The organism is Saccharopolyspora tripterygii (assembly GCF_054778355.1).
In genome coordinates this window covers 1-17,180 of record NZ_BAAGZP010000027.1, presented here as the reverse complement: position 1 = coordinate 17,180, position 17,180 = coordinate 1, and the positions used below count along the sequence as shown (strand labels likewise).

The following is a 17,180-nucleotide window of genomic DNA, read 5'->3' as shown; positions in this document are numbered from 1 at the left end:
CGTATGCAACCTCAGCAGGTTCGCGAGCCCGGCCACCTGGCGGAACAGGGAGCTGGGCGATGATGCCTGTGGGATCAACGGGAGTCACGCACTAACGATGTCTGGAGCCAACGACTCGTACGACCCGAAAGAGGTCGCCGCGCTGTCGCCGGAGACGCTGGACGCCGCGGTCGAGGAGGCCAAGAAGGCCTTCGCCGCCGCAGGCGATCTGGACGAGCTGGCGTCGGTCAAGCCTGCCCACCTCGGTGATCGCTCGCCGCTGCTGACCGCTCGCCGCGAGATCGGGGCGCTGCCGCCCAAGGCCCGCTCCGAAGCGGGCAAGCGCGTCAACCAGGCCCGCGAGGGCATCCAGGGCGCGTTCGACGAGCGCCTCGCCGCGTTGCAGGCCGAGCGGGACGAGCGCGTGCTGCGCGAGGAATCCGTCGACGTCACGCTGCCCTGGGACCGCGTTCCCACCGGTGCCCGGCACCCGATCACGCAGCTCGCCGAGCAGATCGAGGACACCTTCGTGGCCATGGGCTGGGAGGTCGCCGAAGGCCCCGAGCTGGAGGCCGAGTGGTTCAACTTCGACGCGTTGAACTTCGGCAAGGACCACCCGGCGCGGACCATGCAGGACACCTTCTACGTGGCTCCCGAGGACTCCGGCCTGGTGCTGCGCACGCACACCTCGCCGTCGCAGGTCCGGGCGCTGCTCAACCGCGACCTGCCGGTGTACGTGGTCTGCCCCGGGCGCACGTTCCGCACCGACGAACTCGACGCCACCCACACCCCGGTGTTCCACCAGGTCGAGGGCCTGGCGGTGGACAAGGGCCTGACCATGGCCCACCTGAAGGGCACCCTGGACGCCTTCGCGCGCTCCATGTTCGGCCCGGAGTCCACGACCCGGTTGCGGCCGTCGTACTTCCCCTTCACCGAGCCGTCGGCCGAGATGGACATCTGGTTCCCGGAGAAGAAGGGCGGCGCCGGCTGGGTCGAGTGGGGTGGCTGCGGCATGGTCAACCCCAACGTGCTGCGCGCCAGCGGTGTCGACCCCGAGGTCTACACGGGTTTCGCCTTCGGCATGGGGATCGAGCGGACCCTGATGTTCCGCAACGGCATCCCGGACATGCGCGACATGGTCGAAGGCGATGTCCGCTTCACCCGGCCGTTCGGCATCTAGACAGTGCGCCGCGGTCGACCTGCGACCGTCCCCGACATCAACCACCTGAACGAGAGAAGGGCCTGACCAAGTGCGGATTCCGGTTTCCTGGCTGGCCGAGCACCTCGAGCTGCCCGAGGAGACGACTGCGGAGACGCTGGCAGAGGCGTTCATCCGGATCGGGTTGGAGGTCGAGGAGGTCGAGCACCTGACGCAGGTGCGCGGCCCGCTCGTGGCCGGTCGCGTCGCCGAGATCGAAGAACTCACCGAGTTCAAGAAGCCGATCCGGTACTGCAAGGTCGAGATCGGCGCCTCCGAAGAGGGCGAGCAGAAGCTGCAGAACATCATCTGCGGTGCCCGCAACTTCTCCGAGGGCGACCTGGTCGTCGTCGCGCTTCCCGGCACGGTGCTGCCCGGTGACTTCGAGATCAGCTCGCGCAAGACCTACGGGAAGCTCAGCGAGGGCATGATCTGCTCGGCCAAGGAGCTGGGTCTCGGCGAGGACCACGACGGCATCCTGGTGCTGCCGCCCGGTTCGGCCGACCCCGGTGACGACGCGGTGGAGCTCGTCGGCCTCGACGACTCGATCATCGAGCTGGCCATCACGCCCGACCGCGGCTACTGCTTCTCGGTGCGCGGTCTCGCCCGCGAGCTGTCCAACGCGCTCGACGTGCCGTTCGGCGACCCGGGCACGCGCCCGGTGCCCGAGGACGACAAGCCCTCGCGCGGCGTGGAGCTGCGCGATGCGCAGGCGTGCTCGCGGTTCGTGCTGCGCCGGGTCACCGGCGTGGACCCGACGGCGCCGAGCCCGTGGTGGATCCGTCGACGCCTGGGCCTGGCGGGCATCCGCTCGATCTCGCTGTCGGTGGACGTCACCAACTACGTGATGCTGGAGCTCGGCCAGCCGCTGCACGCCTTCGACGCGACGAAGGTGGCCGGTGACCTGGTGGTCCGCCACGCCGAGAGCGGCGAGAAGCTGACCACGCTGGACGGTCAGGTCCGCGAGCTCGACGCCGACGACATCGTGATCGCCGACGACTCCGGCGTGGTGTCGCTGGCCGGTGTCATGGGCGGCGAGAGCACCGAGATCGGCGACGGCACGCACGACGTGCTGATCGAGGCCGCGAACTGGGATCCGGCGAACATCGCCCGCACGATCCGCAGGCACAAGCTCCCGAGCGAGGCGGGCAAGCGCTTCGAGCGCACGGTCGACCCGGCCGTGGCGCCGGTCGCCGCCGAGTTGGCCGCGCAGCTGCTGGTCCGCTACGGCGACGGCACGATCGCGCCGGGCCGCACCGACGTGGGCGAGCCGACGACCCCGGCGGCGGTGACGATGCCGCTGGCGCTGCCGGACAAGGTCGCCGGTGTCCTCTACGAGCGCGGTGTCACGGCGCGACGCCTGACCCAGATCGGCTGCAAGATCGACCTGAGCACCTCCGACGACGGCGTGGGGCTGATCACCGCGACGCCGCCGTCCTGGCGCCCGGACCTGACGCAGCCGTTCGCCCTGGTGGAGGAGGTGCTGCGGCTGGAGGGGTATCACACGATCCCGTCGGAGCTGCCCGCCGCGCCACCCGGGCGCGGCCTGACGGCGGCGCAGCGCCGCAAGCGCGCGGTGTCGCGCGCCCTGGCCGGCGTCGGTTACGTCGAGGTGCTGCCCTTTCCGTTCACCGGCGAGGAGACGCTGGACGCCTTCGGGCTCGCCGCCGACGACGAGCGCCGGCGCACGATGTCCGTGCTCAACGCGCTGGAGAGCGACAAGTCGCAGCTGACCACGACGTTGCTGACGGGCCTGCTGGACACCTTGCAGCGCAACGTCTCCCGCGGTCACCGCGACGTCGCGCTGTTCCACATCGGCCAGGTCAGCCAGCCCGCCGCGGACCAGCCGGCGGTGCCGGAGGTCGGCGTCGACTCGCGCCCGACCGATGAGCAGATCAGCGCGCTGCTGGCGGCGCTTCCCGCGCAGCCCACGCAGGTCGCGACGGTGCTGGCCGGGCAGCGCGAGCAGGCCGGCTGGTGGGGCAAGGGCCGTGCCGCCGGTTGGGCGGACGCGGTCGAGGCGGCTCGCGTGGTGGCCTCGGCCGCCGGTGTCGAGCTCGCGGTCCGCAACACCGAGCACGCCCCGTGGCACCCCGGCCGCTGCGCCGAGCTGCTGGTCGGCGACGTGGTGGTCGGCCACGCCGGTGAGCTGCACCCGAAGGTCGTGGAGTCGCTGGGCCTGCCGAAGCGGACCAGCGCCATGGAGCTCAACCTCGACGCGCTGCCGCTGGTCGAGCGCCGCACGGCCCCGGACATCTCGGCCTACCCGCCGGTGCTGATGGACGTCGCGCTCGTCGTCGACGAGTCGGTCTCCGCCTCCGACGTCGTCGAAGCGGTCCGGACCGGCGGCGGCGAACTGCTGGAGGACGTCAGGCTCTTCGACGTCTACGCGGGTGAGCAGCTCGACGAGGGCAAGAAGTCGCTGGCACTGGCCCTGCGCTTCCGCGCCCCCGACCGCACCCTCAAGCAGGAGGAGGCCACCGAGGCCCGCGACGCCGCGGTCGCCTCCGCCGCGAACGGCCTCGGAGCCACCCTCCGCGCCTGACACGCCGACGAGAACGGCCCCGCCCGGGAATCCGCCGGGCGGGGCCGTTCTTTCGCGTTCAGTTGCTGCGGGGGAGGTGCTGGGCGGTGAAGTCCGCGGCGGTGAGGCCCATGATGACCAGGTGCAGCATCCCGTCGGACAGCGAGTCGGGTTCGCTGGTGCGGCCCTCCTCGCGGAAGCCGAGCTTGGCGTGCAGCGCGAGCGAGGCGACGTTCTCCTGGTAGATGCCGACCTGGCACTTGCGGAACTTGCGGCGGCAGAACATGACGGCGAGCAGCGTGATGATCGCGTCGTCGGCGTAGCCGTGGCGGCGGTGCATCGGGCCGATGCCGACGCCGTAGCTGAAAACGCCCGGTTCGTCGGCTTGACTGGTGCACATCGACCCGACGAGGACCTGGTCCCGGCGGGTTTCGATGGCCAACTGGAAGTCGTCGGGCGAATCCGGGTGGTTCGCGCGGTGCGCGGCCCAGTGCCGGTAGCCGTCGGTCTGCACGTACGGAGCGCGGGTCGGGTCCTGGTCGAATCCGGCCAGGATGCGCCTGTCGGCGGCGGCGACGCGGCGTAACAGCACCTGCCGCCCGACCCAGGACGACGTCGTGATCGGCGCCGGGCCGTTGCGGGCCCCCAGGTTCGGGTGCGGCGGGATCATCGTCATCGATCCCGATGATGCCCTCCTGGACCGGCCGAATCCACAGGGGGGTCCACGTCTTGTGACGTCGTGCAAGCGCTGTGAAACCTGGACGACCGGCCAGTGACCGAGCGTCAGCGCGGGAGCACGAAGTGCGTCCGCATGGGGTGATTTCGCCGACAGCGGCCGGACCGGGTGGTCGACGACCGTGAAGTCCGGTGGTCAGCGGTCGATGTTGCGCAGCGCTTCGCGCCGGGAAAGTGGTGACAGGGCGTGGTTCTCGGCGAACTCGCGAACCCACCCGGGATCGGTCTTCGCGTGCTCGCGCAGCGCCCAGCCGATCGCCTTGCGGAGGAAGAAGTCCTGATCGGTGAGATTGGCCTCGATGCTCCGGCGCAGGAGCTCGACGTCCGTGCGGTCCTTGGCCCGCAGCTGAGCGATGATCGCCGTCCGCCTGCGCCAGCGGTCCTCGTCGGTCGACCAGCGCAGCAGCATCGGGCGCACCTGGCCGGGATGGCTCAGCAGCAGCGGGCCGATGCGGTTGCTCGCCGTTTCGTCGACCAGGTCCCACCAGGCGCCGGTGACCACGAACTCCTCGTAGAGCGCGAGCATCCCCGGATCCTGGAAGGCGCGCTGCGTCCGGTGCCCGGTCACCGACAACGCGACGTACCGCTCCTCCCGGTAGGTGGCGTTGCGCCACACGGCGCGGGTGGTGTCGATCAGGTCGTCGGGCTCGGCGAACGCGAAGCGCCTGCACAGCTCGTCGACGATCCGGACGAGCGGCGGTTTGCGGACGCCGATGAAGGGCATCTCCGACTTCATGTACCGCTGCATCGCGGGCGCGTCCGCTGTCACGGCCTGCTCGTCGAGCAGCCGCATCGCCTCCGCTCGGAACCCGGGTACCTCGCTCACCCCGAAGATGCTGCCACCGGTCTCCGACAGCGCGCTGCCCGACGCCGGATCAGCTGGGGCGGACGGCCCTGAGCGCGAGCTGGGTCCGGTTCTCGCAGCCGAGAGCGGTCATGAGGCGCGAGACGTGGCCCTTGACCGTGCCCTCGCTGAGGTAGAGGCGCGCGGCGATGTCGGCGTTGGACAGGCCCTCGGCGACCAGCGCGAGCACCTGGCGCTCGCGCTCGGGCAGCGCCTGGATCTCCGCGTCCGGGACGCGCTCCGGCTGTGCGGGGCGCTGGTCCCGCAACCGCTGGAGCGCCTGCTCGGACAGCACTGAAGCCCCGGTCGCGGCGGCCACGACAAGCGGGACCAGCTGGTTCGGCGGCGTCGTCTTGAGCAGGAAGCCCGACGCTCCCGCGTCCAGCGCATCGCGCACGTGCTGGTCGGTGTCCAGGGTCGTCATCGCCACGACGACCGGTGGATCGGGCAGCGCTCGGATCCGCGCGGTCGCGGTGATCCCGTCGACGTGCGGCATGCGCAGGTCCATCAGCACCAGATCGGGCCGGTGCTGCTGGGTGGCCGCCAGGCCCTGCGCGCCGTCGTGCGCGACCGCGTCGACGGTGACCTGGCCGGAGGTGGTGAGGATGACCCGCAGGAACTCGCAGACCATCGGCTCGTCGTCGACGACCACGACGCGCACGGGCTCGCTCAACGCTCGCTCATCTCGGTCCACTGGCCGGTCCGCTCCTCCTGGATGCCGCCTGCGGGCAGGGTCGTTCGCAGAGCGTAGCCGCCGTCGTCGGTGGGCGCGTGCGTGCATTCCCCGCCCAGCAACGCGATTCGGCGCTGGAGCCCTTGCAGCCCGAAACCGCCTCCGGTCGAGGGCGTTCGCGCGCTGGGCCCGTTGGAGACCAGCACCTCCACGGGGTTCTCGGAGGAGATCCGCACCAGCACCTCGGCGTCGGGGGAGTGCTTGCGGGCGTTGGTCAGCCCTTCGCGCACGACCTGCCGGACCGTGCGCTCCGCGGTGGGCGGCAGCGCGCCCCCGTCGCTGTCCAGCCGGACGGTCTGGCCGGCTGCGGCGGCCTGGTCGACGAGCTCGTCGACCGTCGGCGGCGGTGCGTGATCGGAGCTGCCGAGCAGTTCCAGCAGCTGCCGGAGTTCGATCAGTCCGTTGCTGCCCAGCCCGCTCATCTGCTCGGCCGCGCGCTTGACCTCCGGGTCGGTGGTCGTGACGCCCAGCGCGTTGGCGTGCAGGACGAGCAGGGTGAGGACGTGCCCGAGCGTGTCGTGGACCTCGGCGGCGAGCAGTTGCCGCTCCTGCTCGCGGGCCTCGCGCATCTCGGCGGCGCGCTCCCGCTCCACGGCCGCGACCCGGTCCCGGCGGGCTTGGGCGAGCCGCCGGGCGAACAGCACCGTGACGCCGCCCAGCGTCGGGGCGGCGGCGTTGATGAGCGTCCCGATGACCGGCTGTCCCGACAGCGCGGCGACCCCGCTGACCGTCGCCCAGTAGCTGAGCAGGATCGCCGCGCTGACGTGGATCTGACGCGGGGTGCGGGCGATCTCCAGCACCTGCACCGGCGCCCACGACAGCACGAACGGGATCCACAGGACCGCCTGCGACGCCGTGAGGTCCTGCCAGGGGGAATCGGTCAGCTGCAGCATCGCGGTGACCACGACCACCAGCAGCAGCCCCAGGTGCGGGTGCGCGGTCATGCGGGTGAGCAGAACCGTCGCGATCAGCTGCGCGGCGAGGCCGAGCAGGGCCGCGGGCACCAGCACGGGCATCGGGGTGTCGAGGACCACGAAGGCCAGCGCGGTGCCCAGCAGCGCCAGCCCGGTCGCCGTCCACGGCAACCACCTCGGGGTCTTTGTCGGCCACTCCGCCCGGAAGTCGGTCATGGGCCGAATCGTATGGCCGGATCGGGGTCTCGGAGCTCCTAGCGGCGCGGCTCACGACTTTCGATCCGCGCTTCACGACTTTCGTCGCACCATCGCAGGTGGGGCGGGGGAGCGGCGTGGGAGACTGAGCGCGCGCCCGGGAAGCCGTTTGATTGATTTTGCATGGAAGTGCATAATCATCCGCATGACGGTGAAGGTTGCAGTAGCGGGTGCCAGCGGATACGCGGGTGGGGAGCTGCTCCGCCTGCTCCTGGCCCATCCCGAGGTCGAGATCGGAGCGCTGACGGCGGGGGGCAACGCGGGCAGCGCGCTCGGTCAGCACCACCCCAACCTGCTGCCGCTGGCCGACCGCGAACTCACTGAGACCTCCGCCGAGCGGCTGCGCGGCCACGACGTGGTCTTCCTCGCCCTGCCGCACGGCCACTCCGCCGCGATCGCCGCTGAGCTCGGTGAGGACGTCGTGGTCGTCGACTGCGGCGCCGACCACCGGCTCAACGACGCCGAGGACTGGACCCGCTGGTACGGCGGCGACCACCCCGGCACCTGGCCCTACGGCGTGCCGGAGCTGCCCGGAGCGCGCGAGCGCCTGCGCGGCAGCAAGCGGATCGCCGTGGCCGGGTGCTTCCCGACCGTGTCCTCGCTGGCCGTCGTACCCGCCCTGGCGGCGGGGATCGTCGAACCCGAAGCCGTCATCACCGCGATCACCGGAACCTCCGGCGCGGGCCGCGCGCTCAAGCCGCATCTGCTGTCCGCCGAGGTCATGGGCTCGGCGAGCGTCTACGGCGTCGGCGGCGCCCACCGGCACACCCCGGAGATGATCCAGAACCTCAGCGCTGCGGCGGGGGAGCCGGTCAAGGTCTCCTTCACCCCGGTGCTGGCCCCGATGGCGAGGGGGATCCTCGCGACCTGCTCCGCGCCGCTGCGCGGCGGTGTCGACATCGCCGCCGCGCGCGAGGTCTACCTCGACGCCTACGGCGACGAACCGTTCGTGCACGTCCTGCCCGAGGGCGCGTGGCCGCAGACCTCGTCGACGCTCGGCGCCAACACCGTCCACCTGCAGGTCACCGTCGATCCCGACGCCGGTCGTCTCGTCGTGGTCGGCGCCGAGGACAACCTCACCAAGGGCACCGCGGGCGGCGCCGTGCAGTGCATGAACCTCGCCCTCGGACTGCCCGAGACCACCGGACTGCCCACCGCAGGCATCGCGCCGTGAGCCCCGCCACCCGAACCGAGGAGAAGACATGAGCGTGACCGGTCCCGCCGGTTTCCGGGCGGCCGGCGTCGCCGCAGGCATCAAGGCAGCGGGCGCGCGCGACCTCGCACTCGTGGTCAACGACGGACCGCAGCAGTCCGCGGCCGGCGTGTTCACGACCAACAAGGTCAAGGCCGCGCCGGTGCTGTGGTCTCAGCAGGTGCTGCAGGAGCGCAAGCTGCGCGCGATCGTGCTGAACTCCGGCTGCGCCAACGCCTGCACCGGCCCGGGCGGATTCCAGGACACCCACGCCACCGCGGAGAAGGTCGCCGACGTCCTCGGCGCCGGGGCGATCGAGGTCGCGGTCTGCTCGACCGGGCTGATCGGCGAGCGCCTGCCGATGGACGCCCTGCTGCCCGGTGTCGACTCGGCCGCCGGAGCCCTCGACGCAGACGAGCAGTCCGGCCTGGACGCGGCCACCGCGGTGCTCACCACCGACAGCAAGGCCAAGCAGGCCCATCGCTCCCACGAGACCGGCTGGTCGATCGGCGGTTTCGCCAAGGGCGCGGGGATGCTCGCACCGAACATGGCCACGATGCTCAGCGTGATCACCACCGACGTGGTGATCAGCGGCGCAGACCTGGAGACGGCGCTGCGGTCCGCGACCGGGGTCACCTTCGACCGGCTCGACGTCGACGGTGGCACCTCCACCAACGACACGGTGCTGGTGATGGCCTCCGGAGCCTCGGGGGTCGAGGCTTCCCAGGAGGGCTTCACCGAGCTGCTCACCGGCGTCTGCCACGACCTCGTGCGGCAGCTGCAGGACGACGCCGAGGGCGCGACCAAGACCATCGACATCACCGTGCGCGGCGCGGTCACCGAGTCCGACGCGGTGGCGATCGGCCGGATCGTCGCCGAGGACAACCTGGTCAAGACCGCGATGTTCGGTTCGGACCCGAACTGGGGCCGGATCGCCATGGCGCTGGGCCGGGCGCAGGCCGAGATCGACGTGGACAAGGTCGAGATCGCCACCAACGGCGTCACGCTCTACGCCGACGGGGCCACCGCTCGCGATCGCAGCGAGGCAGACCTGTCCGGGCGGCAGATCGAGATCGTCATCGACCTGCACCTCGGTGCCCACGCCGCCACGATCCTGTCCACCGACCTGTCCCACGACTACGTCGAAGAGAACAGCGCGTATTCCTCATGACCAGTGACACCAGCGACCGGCTGGCCACCGCGGCCGAGAAGGCCAGCGTTCTCGTCGAAGCGCTCCCGTGGTTGCAGCGCTTCAACGGCGCCACCGTGGTGATCAAGTACGGCGGCAACGCCATGATCGACGACGACCTCAAGGCCGCGTTCGCGCAGGACATGGTGTTCCTGCGGCTCGCGGGCCTGCGTCCTGTCGTGGTGCACGGCGGCGGACCCCAGATCACCTCGATGCTCGACAAGCTCGGCATGGAGGGCGAATTCCGCGGCGGCCTGCGGGTGACCTCGCCGGACACGATGGACGTGGTGCGGATGGTGCTGGTCGGCCAGGTCGGGCGCGAGCTCGTCGGCCTGATCAACCAGCACGGTCCTTACGCGGTCGGCATGTCCGGCGAGGACGCGCGCCTGTTCACCGCAGCCCGTCGCACCGCGACCGTTGACGGCGAAGCCGTCGACGTCGGCCTGGTCGGCGACGTCGTCGGGGTCAACCCGGAAGCCGTCCTGGACCTGATCAACGCCGGCCGCATCCCGGTGGTCTCCACCGTGGCCCCGGACGCCGACGGCGTGGTGCACAACGTCAACGCCGACACCGCGGCCGGTGCGCTGGCCGTCGCGCTCGGCGCGGAGAAGCTCGTGGTGCTCACCGACGTCGAGGGCCTCTACACCAACTGGCCCGACAAGTCGTCGCTGATCAGCAGGCTGAAGGTGGGACAGCTCGCGGAGCTGCTGCCGACCCTGGCCTCGGGAATGGTGCCGAAGATGGAGGCCTGCCTGCGAGCGGTGCGCGGCGGCGTCCCCCGCGCCCACGTCATCGACGGCAGGCTCGCGCACTCGGTGCTGCTGGAGGTCTTCACCAAGGCGGGAGTGGGGACGATGGTGTTCCCGGATGAGACGGAGGACGCATGAGTGAGAATCCGGCGCAGCCCGCTCATGCCGGCCGACCGGGTGCGGGTGTCCCGCAGGAGCACGGAGGACGCATGAGTGACAACGCCACTGGGATGCAGCGCTGGCAGGCGTCCATGATGGACAACTACGGCACCCCGAAGCTGACCTTCGTCAGCGGTTCCGGTGCCGAGTTGACCGACGCCGACGGCAAGTCGTACCTGGACTTCGTCAGCGGGATCGCCGTCAACGCCCTGGGCCACGCCCACCCCGCGATCGTGCGGGCGGTGTCCGAGCAGGTCGGAAAGCTCGGCCACGTCTCCAACCTCTACGTGCACGAGCTCGGGCTGACGCTGGCCGAGCGGTTGCTGGAGCTGGCGGGTGCGTCCGGCCAGGGCCGCGTGCTGTTCTGCAACTCCGGCGCGGAGGCCAACGAGGCGGCGTTCAAGATCGCCCGGCTCACCGGCCGCTCGAAGATCGTCGCCACCCAGGGCGGCTTCCACGGCCGCACCATGGGTGCGCTCGCGCTGACCGGACAGCCCGCCAAGCAGGAGCCGTTCGCCCCGATGCCCGCTGGGGTCGTGCACGTGCCCTACGGCGACGTTGCCGCGTTGGAGTCCGAAGTGGACGACAACACGGCCGCGGTGTTCCTGGAACCGATCCAGGGCGAGAACGGAGTCGTCGTCCCGCCCGAGGGATACCTGCGTGCCGCCCGCGAGATCACCTCCCGCAACGGTGCGCTGCTGGTCCTCGACGAGGTGCAGACCGGCATCGGCCGCACCGGCTCGTGGTTCGCCTTCCAGCGCGAGGGCGTCGCGCCCGATGTGATCACCCTGGCGAAGGGCCTCGGTGGCGGTCTGCCGATCGGCGCTTGCATCGGCATCGGAAGCGCCGCCGACCTGCTGCACCCCGGTCAGCACGGCACCACCTTCGGCGGCAACCCGATCGTTTGTGCGGCGGCTCTGGCGGTGCTCGACACCATCGCCTCCGAAGGGCTGCTCGACCACGTCGAACAGGTCGGCAAGGACCTCGTCAGCGGTGTGCAGGCGCTCGGCCACCCGCTGGTCCGCGAGGTCCGCGGGGCCGGACTGCTGGTCGCCATCGGGCTCACCGAAGCCGTCGCCGCCAAGGTCGCGGCCGCCGCGCAGGAACGCGGATACCTGGTCAATCCCATCCAGCCGGACGCCATCCGGCTGTGCCCGCCGCTGGTGGTGCGTGGTGAGCAGGTGCAGCGACTGCTCACCGACCTCCCCGAACTGCTCAACGCTGCTTCGGAGGACTGATGAGCAACACCGCACCTTCGCGCTCATCCGTCCGACCGGGTGCGGGTGTCCCGCCCGAGAAGGAGAACTGATGTCCCGGCACTTCCTCCGCGACGACGACCTGACGCCCGACGAGCAGGCCGAGGTCCTGGACCTCGCCGACGAGCTCAAGGCCGATCTGCTCGGCTCCGACGTGCTCAAGGGCAAGTCGATCGCGGTGCTCTTCGAGAAGAACTCCACCCGCACCCGGCTCTCGTTCGAGGTCGGCATCCAGCAGCTCGGCGGACAGCCGATCGTGGTCGACGGGCGGATGATGCAGCTCGGCCGCGAGGAGACCATCGAGGACACCTCGCGCGTGCTGTCCCGCTACGTCGACGCCGTGGTGTGGCGGACCTTCGCCCAGGCGCGCATCGACGCGATGGCCTCGGCTTCGAGCGGCCCGGTGATCAACGCGCTCACCGACGAGTTCCACCCCTGCCAGGTCCTCGCCGACCTGCAAACCGTTCGCGAACGCCACGGCCGGCTCGCCGGGCTGACCTTGACCTACCTCGGCGACGGCGCCAACAACATGGCCCACTCGTTGCTGGTGGGCGGTGCGACCGCGGGCATGCACGTGCGCATCGGCGCTCCGGAGGGCTTCCGCCCGGTGGAGTGGGTGCTGGAGGCGGCTCGCAAGCGCGCAGCCGAGACCGGTGGGTCCGTCGAGCTGCACACCACGCCGCAGAGCTCCGTCGAAGGGGCCGACGTGCTGGTCACCGACTCGTGGACCTCGATGGGCCAGGAGAACGACGGCAAGGACCGGGTCAGCCCGTTCCGCCCGTACCAGGTCAACGCCGACCTGCTGGCGGCCACCGGCAAGCCCGGTACCAGCGTGCTGCACTGCCTGCCCGCGCACCGCGGCCTGGAGATCACCGACGAGGTGATCGACGGCCCGGCGAGCGCGGTGTTCGACGAGGCCGAGAACCGGCTGCACGCGCAGAAGGCGCTGCTGGCCTGGCTGGTGCGACGATCATGAGCACGACCCGGGTCGCGCGGCAGGCGCGCATCGTCGAACTCGTGTCCTCGATGGACATCCGCAGCCAGACCGAGCTCGCCAAGCTGCTCGGCGACGCGGGCATCGAGGTCACCCAGGCCACGCTGTCCAGGGACCTCGACGAGCTCGGCGCCGTGAAGCTGCGCGGCCCGGACGGCGGGGCGGCCGTCTACGTCATCCCGGAGGACGGCAGCCCGGTCCGCGGGGTCCAGGGCGGAACCTCGCGTCTGAGTCGGTTGCTCGGCGAGCTGCTCGCCGGCGCCGACGGCGCGGGCAACCTCACGGTCCTGCGCACTCCGCCGGGCGCGGCGCAGTTCCTGGCCAGCGCCATCGACCGCGCGGCGCTGACCGAGGTGGTCGGCTCGATCGCGGGCGACGACACGGTCATGATCGTCGCCCGGGAGCCGCTGACCGGGCACGAGCTCGCCGAGCGCTTCCTCGCGATGGCAGCGGGCGGCCTCGAACCCGAGGATGAGGACTAGGACCGTTGTTGTGGTCGTTCGCGTGGGGGTGGGGGAAGTTCTCATGAAAACTTCCCCCACCCCCACACGAACGGACGACGTCAACGCACCTGATGAACATCGACAACGACCGAGAGAGCACCGAGGAACCGAACGTGACGCAGCAAGGCAGTGAGTCCACCAAGCTCTGGGGCGGCCGGTTCGCCTCCGGCCCGGCCGAGGCGATGGCCGCGCTGAGCCTGTCGACCCACTTCGACTGGCGGCTCGCCCCCTACGACATCGCCGGGTCGCGCGCTCACGCCCGCGTCCTGCACCGCGCCGGGCTGCTGACCGAGGACGAGCTCGACGGCATGCTCGCCGGGCTCGACACCCTCGCCGCCGACGTCGAATCGGGTGCCTTCACCCCGGTCCTCGACGACGAGGACGTGCACACCGCGCTCGAACGCGGTCTGCTGGAGCGCGTCGGTGCCGACCTCGGCGGCAAGCTGCGCGCCGGTCGGTCCCGCAACGACCAGGTCGCCACCCTGTTCCGGATGTGGTTGCGCGACGCCAGCCGGCGCGTCGCCGCCGGTGTCCTCGACGTCGTCGACGCGCTGGTGGCGCAGGCGGCCGCGCACCCGGACGCCGTGCTGCCCGGTCGCACGCACCTCCAGCACGCCCAGCCGGTGCTGCTCGGGCACCACCTGCTGGCGCACTGCCAGGCGCTGCTGCGCGACGTCTCGCGCATCCGTGACTGGGACGCGCGGACCGCCTACTCGCCCTACGGGTCCGGTGCCCTCGCCGGTTCCTCGCTGAGCCTGGACCCGCAGGCCATCGCGGCCGACCTGGGCTTCCGCGGGGCGACCGACAACTCCATCGACGGCACCGCCTCCCGCGACTTCGCCGCCGAGGCCGCGTTCTTCCTCGCCATGATCGGGATCAACCTCTCGCGGATCGCCGAAGAGGTCATCATCTGGAACACCGCCGAGTTCGGCTACATCACGCTCGACGACGCCTGGGCCACGGGCAGCTCGATCATGCCGCAGAAGAAGAACCCGGACGTCGCCGAGCTCGCCCGCGGCAAGTCCGGCCGGTTCATCGGCAACCTCTCCGGACTGCTGAGCACCCTCAAGGCGCTGCCGCTGGCCTACAACCGCGACCTGCAGGAGGACAAGGAACCGGTCTTCGACTCCGTCGAGCACCTGGACCTGTTGCTGCCCGCGATGAGCGGGATGCTGGGCACGCTCACCTTCCACACCGAGCGGATGGCCGAACTCGCCCCCGCCGGTTTCACCCTCGCCACCGACATCGCGGAATGGCTGGTGCGCCAGGGAGTTCCGTTCCGCGTCGCGCACGAGGCGTCGGGGGAGTGCGTGCGCATCGCCGAGAAGCGCGGTGCGGGCCTGGACGAGCTCACCGACGAGGAACTGGCGGCCGTCCACCCAGCGCTGACCGCGCAGGTTCGCGAGGTGCTGACCGTCGCGGGTTCCATCGAGTCCCGGGATTCGCACGGCGGCACCGCCCCGGATCGCGTCGCTGAGCAGCGCGAGCGGGTCGTCGCCACCGCGGACAAGCACCGGGCGTGGTTGTCGGATTGATCGACGCCGCTCGCCCGGTAGGGTGCTGAGCGTGGACTTGGTGACGCGCGACGAGCTGGCCCGCGACCCGCTGTGGGTCGCGGGCAGGCTGTTGGGGTGCGAGTTGAGGTCCACCAGCCCCGAGGGCGAGGTGGGAGCGCGCATCGTCGAGGTCGAGGCCTACCGGGGCACCGACGATCCCGCGTCGCACTGCTACCGGGGCCGGACCGAGCGCAACTCGGTGATGTTCGGACCCGCAGGTCACCTCTACGTCTACTTCGTCTACGGGATGCACTTCTGCATCAACGTGGTGTGCCTGACCGACGGCGTTCCCGGCGCGGTCCTGCTGCGCGCCGGCGAGATCACCACCGGGCATGATCTGGCGCGCAGCCGCAGGCCCGCGTCCCGCAAGGACGCCCTGCTGGCCAGCGGACCCGCGCGGCTGGCCGGAGCGCTGGGGATCACGCGCGAGCACAACGGCGTCGACCTGACCTCGCCGGACTCGCCGATCCGCCTCCTGGGCGGCACACCGGTCGCCGAGGACGACATCCGCAGCGGTCCCCGCGTGGGAGTCGCCGCCGCGATGGACCTGCCGTGGCGGTCCTGGGTCGACGGGTCGGAGGCCGTCAGCGCCTACCGACGTGGCGGACGTCGCCGCATCAGAGCCCGGGCGTAAACCCGCTTGCGGTGATGCGCGAAACTGAACCCCGTGAGTGAGCACATCCTTGACGAGCTGGCCTGGCGCGGACTGATCGCGCAATCCACCGACCTCGACGCGCTGCGCCGAGACCTCGACGCGGGCCCGCTCACTCTCTACGCGGGGTTCGACCCGACCGCACCCAGCCTGCACGCCGGCAACCTGGTGCAGCTGCTGACGCTCGCCCGGTTCCAGCGCGCCGGGCACCGGCCGATCGTGCTGGCCGGAGGCGCCACCGGGCAGATCGGCGACCCGCGCGACGTGGGGGAGCGGACGCTGGTGACCCGGGAGGTCATCACCGAGCGGCTGCGGTCGATCGGGGTTCAGCTGGAGAAGTTCGTGGACTTCGACGACTCGCCGACCGGTGCGATCGCCGAGAACAACCTGAACTGGTTCGACGACGTCTCCGCTCTCGACTTCCTGCGCGACGTCGGCAAGCACTTCTCGATCAACACGATGGTCGGCCGGGAGACGGTCAAGCGGCGGCTCGCCACCGACGGGATCTCCTACACCGAGTTCAGCTACATGCTGCTGCAGTCCTACGACTACTTGCAGCTCTACCGGAAGCACGGCACCAAGCTGCAGATCGGCGGCTCCGATCAGTGGGGCAACATCATCGGCGGGGTCGACTACGTCCGCAAGGTCGACGGCGCCACCGCTCACGCCCTCACCACGCCGCTGGTCACCGACGCCGAGGGCCGCAAGTTCGGCAAGTCCACCGGTGGCGGCAACGTGTGGCTCGACCCGACGCTGACCTCTCCCTACGCCTGGTACCAGTACTTCGTGAACGCCGCCGACGCCGACGTGGCGAACTACCTGCGGCTGTTCACCTTCCTCGACCGCGAGGAGATCGAGGAGCTGGAGAAGACGACGGCCGAACGCCCCCAGCTGCGGGCGGGGCAGAAGCGCCTCGCCGAGGAGCTGACGACCCTGGTGCACGGCGATGAGCAGACCCGCAAGGTCATCGCCGCCAGCCAGGCCCTGTTCGGTCGCGGGGAGCTCGCCGAGCTCGACGAGCCGACCCTCGACGCGGCAATGGCCGCGGTCCCGACCGCGGAGCTGCGTCTGGGTGACGGTCCGACGATCGTGGACCTGCTCGTCGAGACCGGACTGGTCAACGGGAAGGGCGCTGCCCGGCGCACCATCAACGAGGGCGGTGCGTACGTCAACAACATCAAGATCGCCTCGGAGGACTGGACCCCCTCCGCTGAGGACCTGCTGCACGATCGCTGGCTGGTCGTCCGCCGCGGCAAGCGCAACACCGCCGGCGCGAAGGTCGCGCGCTGATCCGAGCTGCCCCCGGGACGGGGCGCTGACCTGCGGTTCACCGCTCCGTCCCGGTTTGAGCACCCCCCGGTTTCAAGCCCTCTCAGCTGACCGTGTAACTTATATCGAGTCAGCGCGACACGGGCCGGGAAACCGGGCCGGGCCTGATGCGGGGTTGCGAACCAAGCTCCTGTCTCCGGATGGTAGAGTGGGCGTCCCGACCGGGAAATCGAAGAAGTGAAATCAAGTCGATCTGGCTTGGGCTGCGGACGCGGTTTTCCACCCTGATCTTTCATTGAAAATAGCGCTTGGTAGGCTGCCGGGCGGAATAGCGAGCCGAAATTCGGCGGCACTGGAAAAGGGTTAACCCCCCCGGTGAGACCGAAAAAACGGCCTGCTAGTCTGAACACAGCGAAAAGCGAACGAGGAAATGACTCCCCGGAGTTCGCGGCCCTTGAGGGTTGTGGGTGATGGTGTGG

Annotated in this window: 15 protein-coding genes; 11 read left to right on the top strand and 4 right to left on the bottom strand. The window is 70.7% G+C overall.

The window, feature by feature from the left end:
- The first annotated feature begins 97 nt into the window (after nt 1-97).
- Nucleotides 98-1,159, top strand: a complete 1,062-nt coding sequence (gene pheS, locus ACYVF3_RS19750; RefSeq protein WP_461155706.1) for a phenylalanine--tRNA ligase subunit alpha — start codon at nt 98-100, stop codon at nt 1,157-1,159.
- Between the two features lie 70 nt (nt 1,160-1,229).
- Entirely contained in the window at nt 1,230-3,722 is a 2,493-nt protein-coding gene (pheT, locus tag ACYVF3_RS19745) for a phenylalanine--tRNA ligase subunit beta (RefSeq protein WP_461155705.1), read from the top strand.
- A gap of 58 nt (nt 3,723-3,780) precedes the next feature.
- On the opposite strand, the gene ACYVF3_RS19740 is transcribed toward pheT, so the two are convergent.
- The 4 genes from ACYVF3_RS19740 to ACYVF3_RS19725 all read right to left on the bottom strand — a co-directional run bounded on the left by ACYVF3_RS19740 (nt 3,781) and on the right by ACYVF3_RS19725 (nt 7,143).
- Entirely contained in the window at nt 3,781-4,377 is a 597-nt protein-coding gene (locus tag ACYVF3_RS19740; protein ID WP_461155704.1) for a GNAT family N-acetyltransferase, read from the bottom strand.
- A gap of 195 nt (nt 4,378-4,572) precedes the next feature.
- Complete coding sequence (locus ACYVF3_RS19735) at nt 4,573-5,262, bottom strand: DNA alkylation repair protein (protein WP_461155703.1); 690 nt, start codon at nt 5,260-5,262, stop codon at nt 4,573-4,575.
- Nucleotides 5,263-5,311: 49 nt separating this feature from the next.
- On the bottom strand, nt 5,312-5,953 hold the full coding sequence (locus tag ACYVF3_RS19730) for a response regulator (protein ID WP_461155702.1): 642 nt from the start codon (nt 5,951-5,953) through the stop codon (nt 5,312-5,314).
- On the bottom strand, nt 5,950-7,143 hold the full coding sequence (locus tag ACYVF3_RS19725; RefSeq protein WP_461155701.1) for a sensor histidine kinase: 1,194 nt from the start codon (nt 7,141-7,143) through the stop codon (nt 5,950-5,952). The genes ACYVF3_RS19730 and ACYVF3_RS19725 overlap by 4 nt, the downstream gene beginning before the upstream one ends.
- Nucleotides 7,144-7,327: 184 nt before the next feature.
- Between ACYVF3_RS19725 and argC the strand changes: the two genes are divergently transcribed.
- The 9 genes from argC (at nt 7,328) to tyrS (ending at nt 16,722) form a co-directional block, all read left to right on the top strand.
- Nucleotides 7,328-8,356 carry an N-acetyl-gamma-glutamyl-phosphate reductase gene (argC, locus tag ACYVF3_RS19720; RefSeq protein ID WP_461155700.1) on the top strand — a complete coding sequence of 343 codons (1,029 nt, stop codon included), beginning with the start codon at nt 7,328-7,330 and terminating at the stop codon, nt 8,354-8,356.
- Nucleotides 8,357-8,384: 28 nt separating this feature from the next.
- Nucleotides 8,385-9,545 carry a bifunctional glutamate N-acetyltransferase/amino-acid acetyltransferase ArgJ gene (gene argJ / locus ACYVF3_RS19715; RefSeq protein ID WP_461155699.1) on the top strand — a complete coding sequence of 387 codons (1,161 nt, stop codon included), beginning with the start codon at nt 8,385-8,387 and terminating at the stop codon, nt 9,543-9,545.
- A complete protein-coding gene (gene argB / locus ACYVF3_RS19710) occupies nt 9,542-10,450 on the top strand; it encodes an acetylglutamate kinase (RefSeq protein ID WP_461155698.1) in 909 nt (302 codons plus the stop codon). The genes argJ and argB overlap by 4 nt, the downstream gene beginning before the upstream one ends.
- 71 nt (nt 10,451-10,521) lie before the next feature.
- Nucleotides 10,522-11,709, top strand: coding sequence for an acetylornithine transaminase (locus tag ACYVF3_RS19705; protein WP_461155697.1), 1,188 nt, complete (start codon nt 10,522-10,524; stop codon nt 11,707-11,709).
- Between the two features lie 70 nt (nt 11,710-11,779).
- Nucleotides 11,780-12,703: an ornithine carbamoyltransferase gene (argF, locus tag ACYVF3_RS19700; protein WP_461155696.1), complete on the top strand. Its 924-nt coding sequence runs from the start codon at nt 11,780-11,782 to the stop codon at nt 12,701-12,703.
- Nucleotides 12,700-13,203 carry an arginine repressor gene (locus tag ACYVF3_RS19695; protein WP_461155695.1) on the top strand — a complete coding sequence of 168 codons (504 nt, stop codon included), beginning with the start codon at nt 12,700-12,702 and terminating at the stop codon, nt 13,201-13,203. Before argF ends, ACYVF3_RS19695 begins: the two co-directional genes overlap by 4 nt.
- 203 nt (nt 13,204-13,406) lie before the next feature.
- Complete coding sequence (gene argH / locus ACYVF3_RS19690) at nt 13,407-14,759, top strand: argininosuccinate lyase (RefSeq protein ID WP_461156009.1); 1,353 nt, start codon at nt 13,407-13,409, stop codon at nt 14,757-14,759.
- A 31-nt stretch (nt 14,760-14,790) separates the two neighbouring features.
- The gene (locus ACYVF3_RS19685) at nt 14,791-15,414 is read left to right on the top strand and encodes a DNA-3-methyladenine glycosylase (RefSeq protein ID WP_461155694.1); all 624 of its coding nucleotides are present in this window, start codon (nt 14,791-14,793) and stop codon (nt 15,412-15,414) included.
- Between the two features lie 33 nt (nt 15,415-15,447).
- Nucleotides 15,448-16,722 (top strand): tyrosine--tRNA ligase, encoded by a 1,275-nt coding sequence (gene tyrS / locus ACYVF3_RS19680; protein WP_461155693.1) that lies wholly within the window; start codon nt 15,448-15,450, stop codon nt 16,720-16,722.
- Nucleotides 16,723-17,180: the final 458 nt, after the last annotated feature.

Excerpts from the sequence above, each read along its gene's own strand:
- ACYVF3_RS19740 (WP_461155704.1), bottom strand. The coding sequence starts at position 4,377 with ATGACGATGATCCCGCCGCACCCGAACCTGGGGGCCCGCAACGGCCCG.
- argB (WP_461155698.1), top strand. The coding sequence starts at position 9,542 with ATGACCAGTGACACCAGCGACCGGCTGGCCACCGCGGCCGAGAAGGCC.
- ACYVF3_RS19725 (WP_461155701.1), bottom strand. The coding sequence starts at position 7,143 with ATGACCGACTTCCGGGCGGAGTGGCCGACAAAGACCCCGAGGTGGTTG.
- pheS (WP_461155706.1), top strand. The coding sequence starts at position 98 with ATGTCTGGAGCCAACGACTCGTACGACCCGAAAGAGGTCGCCGCGCTG.
- argC (WP_461155700.1), top strand. The coding sequence starts at position 7,328 with ATGACGGTGAAGGTTGCAGTAGCGGGTGCCAGCGGATACGCGGGTGGG.
- argH (WP_461156009.1), top strand. The coding sequence starts at position 13,407 with ATGGCCGCGCTGAGCCTGTCGACCCACTTCGACTGGCGGCTCGCCCCC.
- argF (WP_461155696.1), top strand. The coding sequence starts at position 11,780 with ATGTCCCGGCACTTCCTCCGCGACGACGACCTGACGCCCGACGAGCAG.
- argJ (WP_461155699.1), top strand. The coding sequence starts at position 8,385 with ATGAGCGTGACCGGTCCCGCCGGTTTCCGGGCGGCCGGCGTCGCCGCA.
- ACYVF3_RS19695 (WP_461155695.1), top strand. The coding sequence starts at position 12,700 with ATGAGCACGACCCGGGTCGCGCGGCAGGCGCGCATCGTCGAACTCGTG.
- ACYVF3_RS19705 (WP_461155697.1), top strand. The coding sequence starts at position 10,522 with ATGAGTGACAACGCCACTGGGATGCAGCGCTGGCAGGCGTCCATGATG.